The following is a 14,025-nucleotide window of genomic DNA, read 5'->3' as shown; positions in this document are numbered from 1 at the left end:
TCCTACACCTTCTCGACCTTGACCAGGATGCACTTCGATTCGGGCGTCTGCGAGTTGCCGTCACCGATGGCATTGGTCAGCGTATTGGCGATATATCCGGGCTTGGCCGCACCGAGGAAGCCCCAGTGGATCGGCACGCCCACCTGGTGCACGGTCTTTCCATCGATCTGCAGGGCCTTGATCCGCTTGGTCACCATCGCAACGGCTTCGATATGGCCACGCTTGGAACTCACCCGCACGCGGCTGCCGTTGGTGATGCCCAGCTCGTCGGCCAATGCCGCGCCGATCTCGACGAACTGCTCGGGCTGGATGATGGCGTTCAACTTGCCGTGCTTGGTCCAGAAGTGGAAATGCTCGGTCAGGCGGTAGGTGGTGGCCACATGCGGGAACTCGTCCGGCGAACCGATCTGTGCACGGTCGCTGGCGAACACGCGTGCCGCCGGGTTGTTCAGCGTCAGCGCCTGGCCGGGGCTGAGCGGGTTGCTGCGCAGCGGCGTATCAAAGGGCTCGTAGTGCTCCGGGAACGGTCCCTCGGCCATGCCGGCCTTGGCGAAGAAGCGGGCGATGCCTTCCGGGTTCATGATGAACGGGCCCATCCCGCCGGCGGGATCTTCGTCGGCCTTGAAGTCCGGCACGTCCACGTTGCCCCAGTTCTTGCCGTTCCAGGCCAGCAGCGTGCGGCGCGGATCGAAGGGCTGGCCGGCCACGTCGCACGAGGCGCGGTTGTACATCACGCGGCGGTTGGCCGGCCACGCCCAGGCCCAGCCCAGCGTGTTGCCGATGCCGGTCGGGTCACTGTTGTCACGCCGCGCCATCATGTTGCCGGTCGGACCCCAGGCGCCGATGTAGATCCAGCAGCCGGAGGCGGTGCTGCCGTCGTCGCGCAGGTCGCCGAACGTCGCCAGCTGCTCGCCGGCCTTGCGCACCAGCCTGGTCGGATCCTTCGGATCGAACACGTCAACCAGCGCCTTGCCGTTGTACTCCATCGCCAGCTCTTCAGGCGTCGGCACTTCAGGGTTGGCATAGTTCCAGGCCAGGTCGCGCACCGGCTCCCACCACGCACCGCCGTCCTTCTCGTACATCGCCTTGATGCGATGGAACAGCTCGGACATGATCTCGATGTCGCTGCGCGCTTCGCCCGGCGGGTTGGCCCCCTTCCAGTGCCACTGCAGCCAGCGCGATGAATTGACCACCGCGCCGTTCTCCTCGGCGAAGGAGGTGGTGGGCAGGCGGAACACTTCGGTCTGGATCGTGCTCGGGTCGACGTCGTTCAGTGCGCCGTGGTTCTGCCAGAAGGCGATGGTCTCGGTTTCCAGCGGATCCATGCTGACCATGAACTTCAGCTTGGAGAACGCGCTGATCAGCTTGCCCTTGTTCGGCGCCGAAGCCAGTGGGTTGAAGCCCTGGCAGATGTAGCCATGGATCTTGCCCTCGTTCATCAGCTCGTACGCCTGCAGCATGTCGTACGGCTTGTCGAGCTTGGGCAGGTAATCGAAGCACCAGTTGTTGTCGGCGGTGGCGGCATCGCCCCACCACGATTTCATCAGGCTGACGTGGAACTTCGGGTAGTTCTGCCAGAACGACATCTGGTTGGCGCGCAGGGGCTTCTGCGTGCGCTTGGCGATGTACGCGTTGTAGTCCTGCTCATCCTGTTTCGGCAGCGTCAGGTAGCCGGGCAGCAGGTCGGACATCAGGCCGATGTCGGTCAGGCCCTGGATGTTGGAGTGCCCGCGCAGCGCGTTCATGCCACCACCGGCCACGCCGATGTTGCCCAGCAGCAGCTGCACCATGGTGCCGGCACGCACGTTCTGCGCGCCGATCGAGTGCTGCGTCCAGCCCAGCGCGTACAGGATGGTCATCGCCTTGTCCTTGCCGGCGGTGGACGCGATCATGTCCCACACCTGGCGGATGCTGTCGGCCGGCGTGCCGCAGATGCGCTCGACCATCTCCACGGTGTAGCGCGCGTAGTGTTGTTTCAGCAGGTTGTAGACGCAGCGCGGGTCCTTCAGCGTCGGGTCGCTGCGCACAAAGCCATCGTCACCGTAGGCGTAGTCCCAGCTGGAACGGTCGTAGCTGCGCTTCTCTTCGTTGTAGCCCGAATACAGGCCGTCCTTGAAGGCGAACTCGTCCTTCACCAGGAACGACATGTCGGTGTAGTTCAGCACGTACTCGTGCTGGATGCGGTCCTCGGTCAGCAGGTAGTTGATCAGGCCGCCCAGGAACACGATGTCGGTACCGGTGCGGATCGGCGCGTACACATCGGCCACCGCGGCCGAGCGGTTGAAGCGCGGATCGACCACGATCAGCCGGGCCTTGTTGTGCGCCTTGGCCTCGGTCACCCATTTGAACCCGCACGGATGCGCCTCGGCGGCATTGCCACCCATGATCAGGATCAGGTCGGCATTCTTGATGTCGACCCAGTGATTCGTCATCGCACCACGGCCTAGCGTCGGGGCAAGACCTGCCACCGTCGGGCCGTGTCAGACACGTGCCTGGTTGTCGAATGCCAGCATGCCGAGGGAGCGGACGACCTTGTGGGTCAGTACCGCGGTTTCATTGCTGGTGGCCGAGGCCGCCAGCATGCCGGTGGTCAGCCAGCGGTTGACCGTCTGCCCGGCTTCGTTCTTCTGCACGAAGTTGGCATCGCGGTCTTCCTTCATCAGCCGCGCGATGCGGTCCAGCGCATCGTCCCAGCTCAGCCGCCTCCACTCATTGGTGCCGGGCGCGCGGTACTCGGGGTAGAGCAGGCGCGACTTGCTGTGGATGATGTCGGCCAGGCCGGCACCCTTCGGGCACAGCGTGCCGCGGTTGACCGGATGGTCCGGGTCGCCCTCGATGTGGAAGATGCTCGGCTCGGCGTTCTTGGCGCCATCGCCGAGGCTGTACATCAGGATGCCGCAGGCCACTGAACAGTAGGTACAGGTGTTGCGGGTCTCGGTCGCGCGGGTCAGCTTGTATTGCCTGACCTCCGCGAGCGCGATGCCGGGCGCGAAGCCCATCAGTGCCAGGCTGGAGCCGACCAGGGTTGTCCCGGTCACTTTCAGGAACTGGCGGCGGCTCATCGATGGCATGCCGTTCTCCTGGGATGGCGGGGAGGCGCAGGCCTCCGGGCTGTCGTTGGGTACGGGCCGGTTATAGCACAGGCCCCCGGATGCCCATGTGGCACAAGGCGCGGCGCCTGCCGGACGGGCCCGGAAAGGGCCTGCTCTGGTAAAGTTGCGTGCCCGCCCCCTGGGGAAGCGTCTGCCGGGCCTGGTTCCAGGATGTTCCGCGCAGCCCCCGCCGTCCTGGCGCGATCCTCCGCGCCGGACCTGGAACACCGAGGAAAAATTTTGCGAAATCAACCAATTGGGTTCCGCGCATGAGCGCCCCGTCGAAGCCGTCGGACGCCGTTGCGCGCGGCACGCTGTACATCGTGGCCGCCCCGTCCGGCGCCGGCAAGAGCAGCATCGTCAATGCCACCCTGGCGCGTGACCCGCAGATCGCCCTGTCGATCTCCTTCACCTCGCGCGCGATGCGCCCCGGTGAGGTGAACGGCCAGCACTACCACTTCGTCAGTGCCGAGAAGTTCGAGCAGATGATCGCCGCCGGCGACTTCTTCGAACACGCCTGGGTGCACGGCGACTGGAAGGGCACGGCCCGGCAGTCGGTGGAACCGCAGCTGGCCGCCGGCCAGGACGTGCTGCTGGAGATCGATTGGCAGGGCGCGCAGCAGGTGCGCCAGCTGGTGCCGGGCACGGTCACCGTGTTCATCCTGCCGCCGTCCAAGCAGGCCTTGCAGGACCGCATGCGCAAGCGCGGCCAGGACAGCGAAGCGGTCATCGCCCAGCGGCTGGGGGCAGCCCGCGATGAAATGCTGCACTTCAACGAGTTCGACTACGTCATCGTCAACGAGGTATTCGACACTGCCGTGGACGAGCTGTGCGCCATCTTCACTGCCAGCCGCCTGCGCCGGGAGGCCCAGAAGGTCCGCCACGCCGGCCTGATCCAGGCGCTGCTGACCCCCGATCCGGGTGCAACTGACTGATTCCAAAAGAATCGGGTAGGGGTTGGCTTGATTTTGTCCAGCCCCTGCCAGTACACTCCGTCCCCTTTCCCTCATTCGACTGAGCGGCCGACCGGTCGCCGGGAGCCCGTATGGCCCGCATCACCGTAGAAGATTGCCTGGAAGTCGTTAACAACCGTTTCGAACTGGTCATGATGGCGTCCAAGCGTGCCCGCCAGCTCGCCAACGGCGTGCAGGCCACGCTGGACAACAGCGAGACCGAGGACAAGCCGACCGTGCTGGCGCTGCGGGAAATCGCCGCCCGCAAGATCGACAACGCCCTGATCGACGAAGTCGAGAAGGCCGAGCGTGAGCGCGCCGAGCGCGAAGCGCTGGAGTGGGCTGCCGCCGAAGTGGTCGCCGACGAAGACATGTCCAAGAACGACGATTGATCGCATCGATCAACGTAATCGTTGGATACACCGAACAGCCCGCCCCGTGCGGGCTGTTTCGCATTCAGGATTTGCCGTAAACGTCGCGCTGGAATAGGCTTCGGGCATGAACCCAGGCCCCACTGCCAAGGTCGCCGCAGCCCCCGCTGCCGCCGTACCCGACTATGTCCTCCAGCTCGAACGCGCCGCCCATTACCTGCCGCCGGAACAGCTGCCGCTGTTGCGCCGTGCCTGGGAAGTCGGGGCCTCCGCGCACGCTGGGCAGACGCGCAAGTCGGGCGAGCCCTACATCACCCACCCGGTGGCCGTGGCCCAGGTGCTGGCCGAGCTCGGCCTGGACGTGGAAGCGCTGATCGCCGCGATCCTGCACGACACCATCGAAGACACCCCGCTGACCCGCGAGGCATTGGCCGCCGAGTTCGGCGAAGCCGTGGCCGAACTGGTCGACGGCGTCACCAAGCTGGACAAGCTGAAGTTCCGCGACCGCCAGGAAGCGGCCGCCGAGAGCTTCCGCAAGATGCTGCTGGCGATGTCGCGCGACCTGCGCGTGATCATGATCAAGCTGGCCGACCGCCTGCACAACATGCGCACGCTGGGCGCGCAGAGCCGCGAAGCGCGCGGCCGCATCGCCCGCGAGACGCTGGAGATCTACGCGCCCATCGCCCAGCGCCTGGGCATGAGCCTGGTCAAGAGCGAGCTGCAGAATCTGGGGTTCAAGGCGCTCTACCCATGGCGCCACGCCATCATCGAAAAACACATCCGCAGCCAGCCGGTGGTGCGCCGCGAAGCGATGGCGCAGGTGGAAGTGCAGCTGTCGCAGCGCCTGGCCAAGGAGGGGATCGAGCATCGGCTGATCAGCCGCATCAAGACCCCGTGGAGCATCTACAACAAGATGCGCGACGAGAACAAATCCTTCGACCAGGTGATGGATGTGTTCGGCTTCCGCCTGGTCGTGCGCAGCGTGCCCAGCTGCTACCACGCGCTGGGTTCGGTGCACGCCACCTTCAAGCCGCTGGATGGGCGCTTCCGCGATTTCATCGCCATTCCCAAGGCCAACGGTTACCAGTCACTGCACACGGTGCTGTTCGGGCCGTATGGCTCGCCGATCGAAGTGCAGATCCGTACCGAGGAAATGGACCTGATCGCCGAACGCGGCGTGGCCGCGCACTGGACCTACAAGTTCGGTGGTGACTCGCCCAACAGCGCGCAGAGCCGTGCCCACGCCTGGATCGTCGAGCTGATCGACTCGCAGCGCGCCGCCGGTTCCTCGCTGGAGTTCCTCGACAACGTCAAGGTCGACCTGTTCCCGGACGAGGTCTACCTGTTCACCCCGAAGGGCAAGATCCTGGCGCTGCCGCGCAACTCCACCGCGCTTGATTTCGCCTACGCCGTGCATACCGACGTGGGCAACATGGCGGTGGCCTCGCGCGTGGACAAGAAACTGGTGCCACTGCGCACCAAGCTGGTGTCGGGCCAGTCGGTGGAGATCATCACCGCTCGCTCGGCCACGCCGAAACCGCAGTGGCTGGAATTCGTGGTGACCAGCAAAGCGCGCACCGCCATCCGCCACCAGCTCAAGCAGCTGGAGCACGAAGACGCCGTGCAGCTCGGCCACCGCATGCTCGACCGCGCGCTGGAAGCGATGGATTCGTCGCTGGAGCGCCTGCCGAAAGGCCGCCTGGACGCGTTCCTGGCCGAACACCGCTTCCCGCGCCTGGAAGCGCTGCTGGCCGAGGTCGCACTGGGCAACTGGATGCCGACCCAGGCCGCACAGGCGCTGATGGCCTACGCCGAACTGCGTGGCGGCCCGCATTCGCGTCACCATTCGCAGGAGAAGATCCTGATCAACGGCAGCGAACGCGGCGTGGTGACCTTCGCCGGCTGCTGCCAGCCGATACCCGGCGACGAGATCATGGGCTACCACACCGCCGGCAAGGGCATCGTGGTGCACCGCATGGACTGCCCGAACCTGACCGAGCTGCGCAAGTCGCCCGAGCGCTGGGTGCCGATCGGCTGGGACACCACCGTCTCCGGCGACTACGACACCTCGCTGGTGGTGGAAGTGGAGAACGGCACCGGCGTGCTGGCGCAGCTGGCCGCCGCCATCGCACAGAGCCATTCCAACATCGAGCGCGTGGACTACCTGGACCGCGACTTCAACGCCGCCGTGCTGGCGTTCAACATCCAGGTGCGCGACCGCAACCACCTGGCAGAAGTGATGCGCCGCCTGCGCCGCCTGTCGGTCGTGCAATCGGTACGCCGCCAATAACCCCACCCCATGCGTGGATGGTTTTTGTAGAGCCGAGCCCATGCTCGGCTGCTCTTGCCTGAAGCAGCCGAGCATGGGCTCGGCTCTACAGGCGGCGCATCACATGCCCGGACTGCGGTAGATCCACGCCATGCGTGGATGCACCCCCAGCCGGTACAATCACCGCTCTGTTTTCCCCCAAGCACCGGAGCGACCCATGTCCCGCCAGATCATCAACACCGAAAAGGCCCCCGCCGCCATCGGCCCGTACTCGCAGGCCGTGCGCGCCGGCAACACCGTGTACTTCTCCGGCCAGATCCCGCTCGACCCGGCTACCGGCGACATCGTCGGCGCCGGTGACGTCGAAGCACAGGCCCGCCGCGCCTTCGACAACCTCAAGGCCGTGGCCGAAGCCGCAGGTGGTTCGCTGGACAAGGTCGTGCGCCTGGGCCTGTACCTGACCGACCTGGGCGAGTTCGCCAAGGTCAACGCGGTCATGCAGGACTACTTCCAGGCCCCGTACCCGGCCCGTTCCACCATCGAAGTCTCCGGCCTGCCGAAGGGCGCCAACTTCGAGGTCGACGCGGTGATGGTCATCGACTGACCGCCACGTGGCACGCAAGGCGGCGGTCACCCCGGTCCTGTCACCGTCCGGCGAAGCATCCCTGGCGATGCTCGCCGGCGTCGGTCCGGCCGTGGCCGCCAAACTGCAGGCGCGTGGCCTGGCCACCCTGCAGGATCTCTGGCTTCATCTGCCGCTGCGCTATGAAGACCGGACCCGGCTGACCCGCATCGAAGACCTGCGCAACGGCGTGCCGGCGCAGGTGGAAGGGCGGGTGGTCGCGGTCGAGCGTGGCATGCGCTACCGGCCGATGCTGAAAGTGGCGGTGGAAGACGAAGGGCAGGGCACCCTGGTGCTGCGCTTTTTCCACTTCCGCCAGCAGCAGGTCGGGCAGTTCGCGGTCGGCACCCGGCTGCGCTGCTTCGGCACGCCCAAGCCCGGCCACCTCGGCCTGGAAATCGTCCATCCCAGCTACCAGGTGCTGGGCCGCAACGACGATCCTGAACTTGGCGACCGCCTCGACCCGGTGTATCCCACCGTCGAAGGCGTCGGCCCGATGACCATGCGCAAGCTGATCGGCCAGGCGCTGGACCGCCTGCCCGAGGAGAGCACGCTGGAATTGCTGCCCAGCGGCTGGCTCGATGGCCTGGGCCTACCTTCGCTGCGCAGCGCGCTGCTGACCGTGCACCGTCCACCGCCGGATGCCGATCTGGCCGCGTTGGCGGCTGGTACCCACCCGGCGCAGCGTCGCCTGGCGATGGAAGAACTGCTGGCCCATCACCTCAGCCTGCGTCGCCAGCGCATTGCCTTGCAGGCACACCATGCGCCGCCGCTGGCCGGTCCTGGCAAGCTGGCCAAGGCGCTGCTGAAGCAGCTGCCGTTCGCGCTGACCGGCGCGCAGGCACGCGTGTTCAAGCAGATCCGTGAAGACCTCGCGCGCCCCAGCCCGATGCTGCGGCTGGTGCAGGGCGACGTGGGCTCCGGCAAGACGGTGGTGGCCGCGCTGGCCGCCATGCTGGCGGTGGAGCAGGGCAAGCAGGTTGCGTTGGCCGCACCCACCGAACTGCTGGCCGAGCAGCACCTCAACAATCTGCGCGGCTGGCTGGAACCGCTCGGTGTGCGCATCGCCTGGCTGGCCGGCAAGGTCACCGGCAAGGCACGTGCCAAGGTGATGGAGCAGGTCGCCAACGGCGAAGCGCAGGTGGTGGTCGGTACCCATGCGCTGATGCAGGAGGCGGTGGTGTTCCAGGACCTGGCGCTGGCCATCGTCGACGAGCAGCACCGCTTCGGCGTGCACCAGCGCTTGGCCCTGCGCGACAAGGGCGCGGGCGGCAACAGCGTGCCGCACCAGCTGGTGATGACCGCCACGCCGATTCCGCGCACGCTGGCGATGTCCGAGTACGCGGACCTGGATGTGTCGGCCATCGACGAACTGCCGCCGGGACGTACACCGGTGCAGACGGTCGCGCTCAACAATGACCGTCGCCCGGAACTGATCGAGCGCATCGCACTGGCCTGCCAGGAAGGGCGGCAGGTGTACTGGGTGTGTACGCTCATCGAGGAAAGCGAAGAGCTGGATGCCACCCCGGCGCAGGCCACCTACGAATCACTGCAGGCGCTGCTGCCCGGTGTTCGCGTCGGGCTGGTGCATGGCCGCCTCAAGGCCGCCGAGAAGCTTGCGACGATGGTGGCGTTCAAGGCCGGCGAGATCGACCTGCTGGTGGCGACCACCGTGATCGAAGTGGGCGTGGACGTACCGAACGCCTCGCTGATGGTGATCGAGAACGCCGAGCGCCTCGGCCTGGCCCAGCTGCACCAGCTGCGCGGCCGCGTCGGCCGTGGTTCGGCGGTATCGCGCTGCGTGCTGCTGTACCAGGCCCCGCTCTCGCAGATGGCGCGCGAGCGCCTGCAGACCATGCGCGAGACCAACGATGGTTTCGTCATCGCCGAGAAGGATCTGGAACTGCGTGGCCCCGGCGAACTGCTGGGCACGCGCCAGACCGGCCTGGCCGGTTTCCGCATTGCCGACCTGGCCCGCGACGCCGGCCTGCTGCCCGGCGTGCATGAGTTGGCCGAGCGCCTGCTGGACCAGCAGCCCGCGCTGGCCGATCGCGTGGTTGCACGGTGGATCGGCACCGCTGTGCGTTACGCCTCGGCCTGATCCCCGTAGCGCCGAGCCCATGCTCGGCTGCCGTTCGCGCTGCGCGCGGGAGTCGAGCATGGCTCGACTCTACAGACGGCGCTTTCGATCATCCTCCCGTCATCCACGTATGGCGTGGATCTACAACACCAAGCGTTCCGAAAGGCCGGGAAGCACGAGATACTCGGAAGCCTTCCCGACGCGCTCTTTGCTGACAAGTCCGGCAGCCACCAATCCATTCAGATCCTTCAATGCGGTCGGATAGGTAATGGTGTGTGCCGCCTGGTGGCTGGCGACGGTGTAGGTCCGGTCAGGATCTTTCAGCGCGTTGGCCAGCAACGCGCGCTGACGGTGATTGAGCTGCATACCGCCAAGCCGGGCGGTTCGCAACATACGTCGCGCCGCTTGATCCTCTGCATGCTTCCTGGCGATGTAGGCATGCAGTCCCTGGATCGATTGCTCAATGGCCTCCAGTTGTTGCGCAACGAAGTAGCCAAGATCCCGGTTGTCACTTTCGGTGTACAGGTAGGCCCGCATGTACTTGCCTGGAGACTTCTTCAGCACGCTGGAAATGGAGAAGTACTCGGTCATCCAGTACCCGGCATTCATCATTGCCCAGTAGAACAGTGCGCGCGCCGTACGGCCATTTCCATCCACGAAAGGGTGGTCATAGCCAATCTGGAAATGTAGTGCGATGGCTTTGGCGACTGGATGCACAAACGGTGTGCTTTCTTCATTGATGAACGTGCACAGCCGCTCAATCCGTGCAGGCACTTCCTCGGCCGGAGGAGGGGTGTGCAGAAGCGTAGGCGGTGAGCCGCGGTCGAAGATCGCAACGTTGTCTTCGGCGGTTCTGAAACGCCCGCTGTCGGTTGGCAGCTCCAGCGTGCCGTCGGTGAGGATGCTGTGCAGTTCCAGAATCTCGCCGGGAGTGATCGGGCGTATGCCGCGCTCGCGGATCACGTTCATTGCCACGTAGTTGTTGTAGATCATGCGCTCGGACTGGTCGCGCGGCGCGCGGCCCGTGCTCAACATTTCCTTTGCCACGGCCCGCGTGGTTGAGGCGCCCTCCAACTGCGATGAGGTCATCGCTTCCTCGATCAGCGACCGGATCATGAACCGTCCTTGGCCGCTGGCAGCATCCACACCCTTCACCGAGCCTGCGGCCTCCCGGTCAATGTAGTGCAGGTGCCGCTGCATTGAATCGGTAAGTGCGAGCTTGAAGGGTTGCTGCGTCTTGTCCAGCAACAGCGGTAGCGGCTTCAGCAATGCTGCGCGCGTCCACGTGATACCCAGCCACCACTGCTCCGCGTTCAGGCCTGCCGGTGGCGCTCTGTGGCGCACCTTGTCCCAGTGCTCATAGGCGCCGTTCACCTCTGGCCCGATCCGGGCGTCCAGTATGGTACCGAGGGTCTCAATGTACTTCCGGGTGAGGGTTGCCAGATCGGGAGCTGGCATGGGCAGCTTCATGGCAGATTTCTATAAAATATGTATTACTTTTTATAGCAGGTGATGTTGAGCGCTCCAAGCGTGCCCAATCAAAATCTGTTCATTTTTGTGAAAGAGTCGGGCGGGGCCGTTAGTGGCGGGCAAGGGAGCCCACGCTCTCCCCGACACCTTTATGCCGTTGGGATAGTGCGGTATTGCAACGGTCATCATCCCGGTCCACACTTCGTTGCCGATCTGAAGACGGCAATAATGACCCACAAGATCCCCCTGTTGATCGACACCGATCCCGGTGTGGACGACGCCCTGGCCCTGCTGATGGCCTTTGCCGATGAACGGCACGACGTGGTCGCCCTGACCATCGCCGCTGGCAATGTCGGCCTCGAATACACCGTCCGCAACGCCCTCAAGCTCTGTGACATCGTCGGCCGCCCCGACGTACCGGTGTTTGCCGGCAGCCCGGATCCGCTGCTGCACCCCTCCGTTGACGCTGCCCACGTGCATGGCCGTGATGGCTACGGCGACGTGGACCTGCCGCCGCCGAGCCGCCAGGCCGAGGCCGAGCACGCTGCCCTGGCCATCCTGCGCCTGTCGCACGAACACGCCGGCGAACTGATGCTGGTGATGTTGGGCCCGCTGACCAATCTGGCGCTGGCACTGAAGCTGGACCCGACCCTGCCCCAGCGCATCAAGCGCATCGTGGTGATGGGCGGCGCGGTTACCTGCCACGGCAACATCACCCCAGCAGCCGAATTCAACATTGCCTTCGATCCTGAAGCCGCGCACGTGGTGTTCACCTCGTTCAAGCACCTGCTGGTGTCGGACTGGGAGGCGACCGTTGCCCACGGCCTGCCGCTGGAGGACGCCGAGAAATGGCTGCAGGCCGATTCTGATCGCGCCCGCTTCTACGAACTGATCTCGCGCAAGACCCGCGCGCTGTCGGAAGATGCCAAGGGCGGCCGCTGGTATACCGCCGATGCGGTGGCCATGGCGTGGGCGCTGAATCCGGAAGGGCAGCTGCAGGTCGAGTCGCGGCCGCTGAACGTCGAGCTGAATGGCACGTTCAGCCGCGGCGCCACCATCGTCGACTGGAACCGCCAGACCGGCCAGCCGGACAACTGCGATCTGCTGATGGCCTACGACCAGCAGCGTTTCGAGGCCCTGGTGCGCCAGGCCCTGGGCGCGGACTGACGTCCGTTGCCCCGCACCGGTTGCCCCGAGCGGCAACCGGTGCTTATAATGCCGCTCTTGACCACCAGCCCATTTACGGTGTGAGCCCATGAAGGCCGATATCCATCCGAACTACCGCGACGTCGTCTTCCATGACGTCACCTCCGATTTCAAGATCCTGACCCGCTCCACCATGGCGACGAAGGAAACCATCCAGTGGGAAGACGGCAACGAATACCCGCTGGTCAAGGTTGAAATTTCCTCGGCTTCGCATCCGTTCTACACGGGCAAGCACAAGGTCATCGACACCTCGGGCCGTATCGACAAGTTCCAGAAGCGCTACGCGCGCTGATCTGTCGATCCAGCTTCGAACCGACGGCCGCGCTCTGCGCGGCCGTTTGTTTTTCCCCAACGCCAACCCAACGGGCGTTTGGATGGACGGAACACTGCGTTCGTGTGACAACGCTTTTGCCGATCCGGGCCGCTCAACGGCCGGTGTCTGGCCGCCTGTCGTATACGACTTCCGTCTAGCACCCGACAAATGCTGCTGTGCGATAATGACATGATCCCCGGCACAGGCCGAGGACGTCATTCACGTGCCTGACCAATGCGCTTGGGCAGGCGCCTTCCCATGAAGGAGCGCACACAGTGTCCGATCTTGATCAGGTCACGCTCAACGCCGGCGATAAGTCCGTCGTTCTGCCCGTCATCAAACCCACCCTTGGCAACGACTGCGTCGACATCGCGAAGCTGACCAAGGAAACGGGTTTCTTCACCTACGATTCCGGCTTCACCGCGACGGCCAGCTGCAAGTCCGCCGTCACCTACATCGACGGCGACAAGGGCGTGCTGCTGTACCGCGGCTACCCGATCGAACAGCTGTCGGAAAAGTCGAGCTACGTCGAAGTGGCCTACCTGCTGATCAACGGCGAGCGCCCGAGCGCCGAGCAGCTGAAGGCCTTCACCGATGAGCTGACCGCCGAAGCCAACGTCGATGAGTCGATCAACACCCTGATCGGCAGCTTCGCCAAGGATGCCCACCCGATGGCGATCCTGGCGGCCGCGATCGCGCAGCTGTCGGCCATCTACCACGACTCGCTGGACCTGTCCGACGCCGAGCAGCGTCGCAAGGCCGCCGTGCGACTGATCGCCAAGGTGCCGACCCTGTCGGCACTGATCTACCGCCACGGCAAGGGCCTGCCGGCCAACAAGCCGGACACCTCTCTGGACTACGTCAGCCGCTTCCTGAAGCAGACCTTCGAGTCCGCTGACGGCCAGTACGACCTGAACCCGGACGTGGTGAAGGCACTGGACCTGCTGTTCATCCTGCATGCCGACCACGAGCAGAACGCCTCGACCTCGACCGTGCGCCTGGTCGGCTCGACCGGTGCCAACCCGTACGCGTCGGTCGCTGCGGGCGTCACCGCGCTGTGGGGTCCGGCCCACGGCGGTGCCAACGAAGCCGTGCTGAAGATGCTCGAAGAGATCGGCAGCGCCGACAACGTCGAGTCCGCCGTGGTCAAGGCCAAGGACAAGACCTCCGGCTTCCGCCTGATGGGCTTCGGCCACCGCGTCTACAAGAACTTCGACCCGCGCGCCAAGGTCATCGGCGAGATGACCAGCAAGGTGCTCAAGCAGCTGGGCGTGCAGGATCCGCTGCTGGACGTGGCCGTGAAGCTGGAACAGGCTGCGCTGCAGGACGAGTACTTCGTCGCCCGCAAGCTGTACCCGAACGTCGATTTCTACAGCGGCATCATCTACAAGGCGCTGCAGATCCCGACTGAAATGTTCACCGTCATGTTCGCCCTGGGCCGTACCTCCGGCTGGGTGTCGCATTGGCTGGAACAGCAGGTCGATCCGGAAATGAAGATCGGCCGTCCGCGCCAGGTCTACACCGGAAGCGACGTGCGCGACTACCAGGGCTGATCGCCCGCAGCAGGTTGTGCTGAGAACGCCCCGCATCCGCGGGGCGTTTTTTTTGTCCTGATCGGCTTCGGCGGATGGCGACCGCGGAACGTTGGT

At 65.2% G+C, this 14,025-nt stretch carries 10 protein-coding genes; 8 read left to right on the top strand and 2 right to left on the bottom strand.

Translation table 11 applies throughout. The features are described 5' to 3' along the window. Nucleotides 1–2: 2 nt before the first annotated feature. Nucleotides 3–3,071, bottom strand: a complete 3,069-nt coding sequence (gene fdnG, locus ACZ75I_RS15845) for a formate dehydrogenase-N subunit alpha (RefSeq protein WP_346477230.1) — start codon at nucleotides 3,069–3,071, stop codon at nucleotides 3–5. Nucleotides 3,072–3,361: 290 nt separating this feature from the next. On the opposite strand from fdnG, the gene gmk reads away from it, so the two are divergent. The 5 genes from gmk to recG all read left to right on the top strand — a co-directional run bounded on the left by gmk (nucleotide 3,362) and on the right by recG (nucleotide 9,408). Further along, entirely contained in the window at nucleotides 3,362–4,027 is a 666-nt protein-coding gene (gene gmk, locus ACZ75I_RS15840; RefSeq protein ID WP_005410878.1) for a guanylate kinase, read from the top strand. Nucleotides 4,028–4,137: 110 nt separating this feature from the next. After that, nucleotides 4,138–4,437 carry a DNA-directed RNA polymerase subunit omega gene (rpoZ, locus tag ACZ75I_RS15835; protein ID WP_005410877.1) on the top strand — a complete coding sequence of 100 codons (300 nt, stop codon included), beginning with the start codon at nucleotides 4,138–4,140 and terminating at the stop codon, nucleotides 4,435–4,437. 106 nt (nucleotides 4,438–4,543) lie between these two features. Continuing rightward, nucleotides 4,544–6,706, top strand: a complete 2,163-nt coding sequence (locus tag ACZ75I_RS15830; protein WP_472958265.1) for a RelA/SpoT family protein — start codon at nucleotides 4,544–4,546, stop codon at nucleotides 6,704–6,706. A 196-nt stretch (nucleotides 6,707–6,902) separates the two neighbouring features. Further along, nucleotides 6,903–7,289, top strand: a complete 387-nt coding sequence (locus ACZ75I_RS15825) for a RidA family protein (protein WP_005410875.1) — start codon at nucleotides 6,903–6,905, stop codon at nucleotides 7,287–7,289. A gap of 67 nt (nucleotides 7,290–7,356) precedes the next feature. Beyond that, nucleotides 7,357–9,408 (top strand): ATP-dependent DNA helicase RecG, encoded by a 2,052-nt coding sequence (gene recG / locus ACZ75I_RS15820; RefSeq protein ID WP_219626853.1) that lies wholly within the window; start codon nucleotides 7,357–7,359, stop codon nucleotides 9,406–9,408. A 120-nt stretch (nucleotides 9,409–9,528) separates the two neighbouring features. Here recG and ACZ75I_RS15815 read toward each other — a convergent pair whose 3' ends face one another. Further along, entirely contained in the window at nucleotides 9,529–10,857 is a 1,329-nt protein-coding gene (locus ACZ75I_RS15815) for a Fic family protein (protein ID WP_057502246.1), read from the bottom strand. Between the two features lie 228 nt (nucleotides 10,858–11,085). Between ACZ75I_RS15815 and ACZ75I_RS15810 the strand changes: the two genes are divergently transcribed. From ACZ75I_RS15810 to ACZ75I_RS15800, 3 genes are all read left to right on the top strand, one after another. Then, the gene (locus ACZ75I_RS15810; protein WP_005418952.1) at nucleotides 11,086–12,024 is read left to right on the top strand and encodes a nucleoside hydrolase; all 939 of its coding nucleotides are present in this window, start codon (nucleotides 11,086–11,088) and stop codon (nucleotides 12,022–12,024) included. 88 nt (nucleotides 12,025–12,112) lie between these two features. Continuing rightward, nucleotides 12,113–12,355, top strand: coding sequence for a type B 50S ribosomal protein L31 (locus tag ACZ75I_RS15805; protein WP_005410871.1), 243 nt, complete (start codon nucleotides 12,113–12,115; stop codon nucleotides 12,353–12,355). Between the two features lie 296 nt (nucleotides 12,356–12,651). After that, complete coding sequence (locus ACZ75I_RS15800) at nucleotides 12,652–13,929, top strand: citrate synthase (protein WP_472958259.1); 1,278 nt, start codon at nucleotides 12,652–12,654, stop codon at nucleotides 13,927–13,929. Nucleotides 13,930–14,025 lie beyond the last annotated feature (96 nt).

Source organism: Stenotrophomonas sp. X, assembly GCF_055721025.1.
This window is presented reverse-complemented; position numbering and strand designations above follow the sequence as displayed.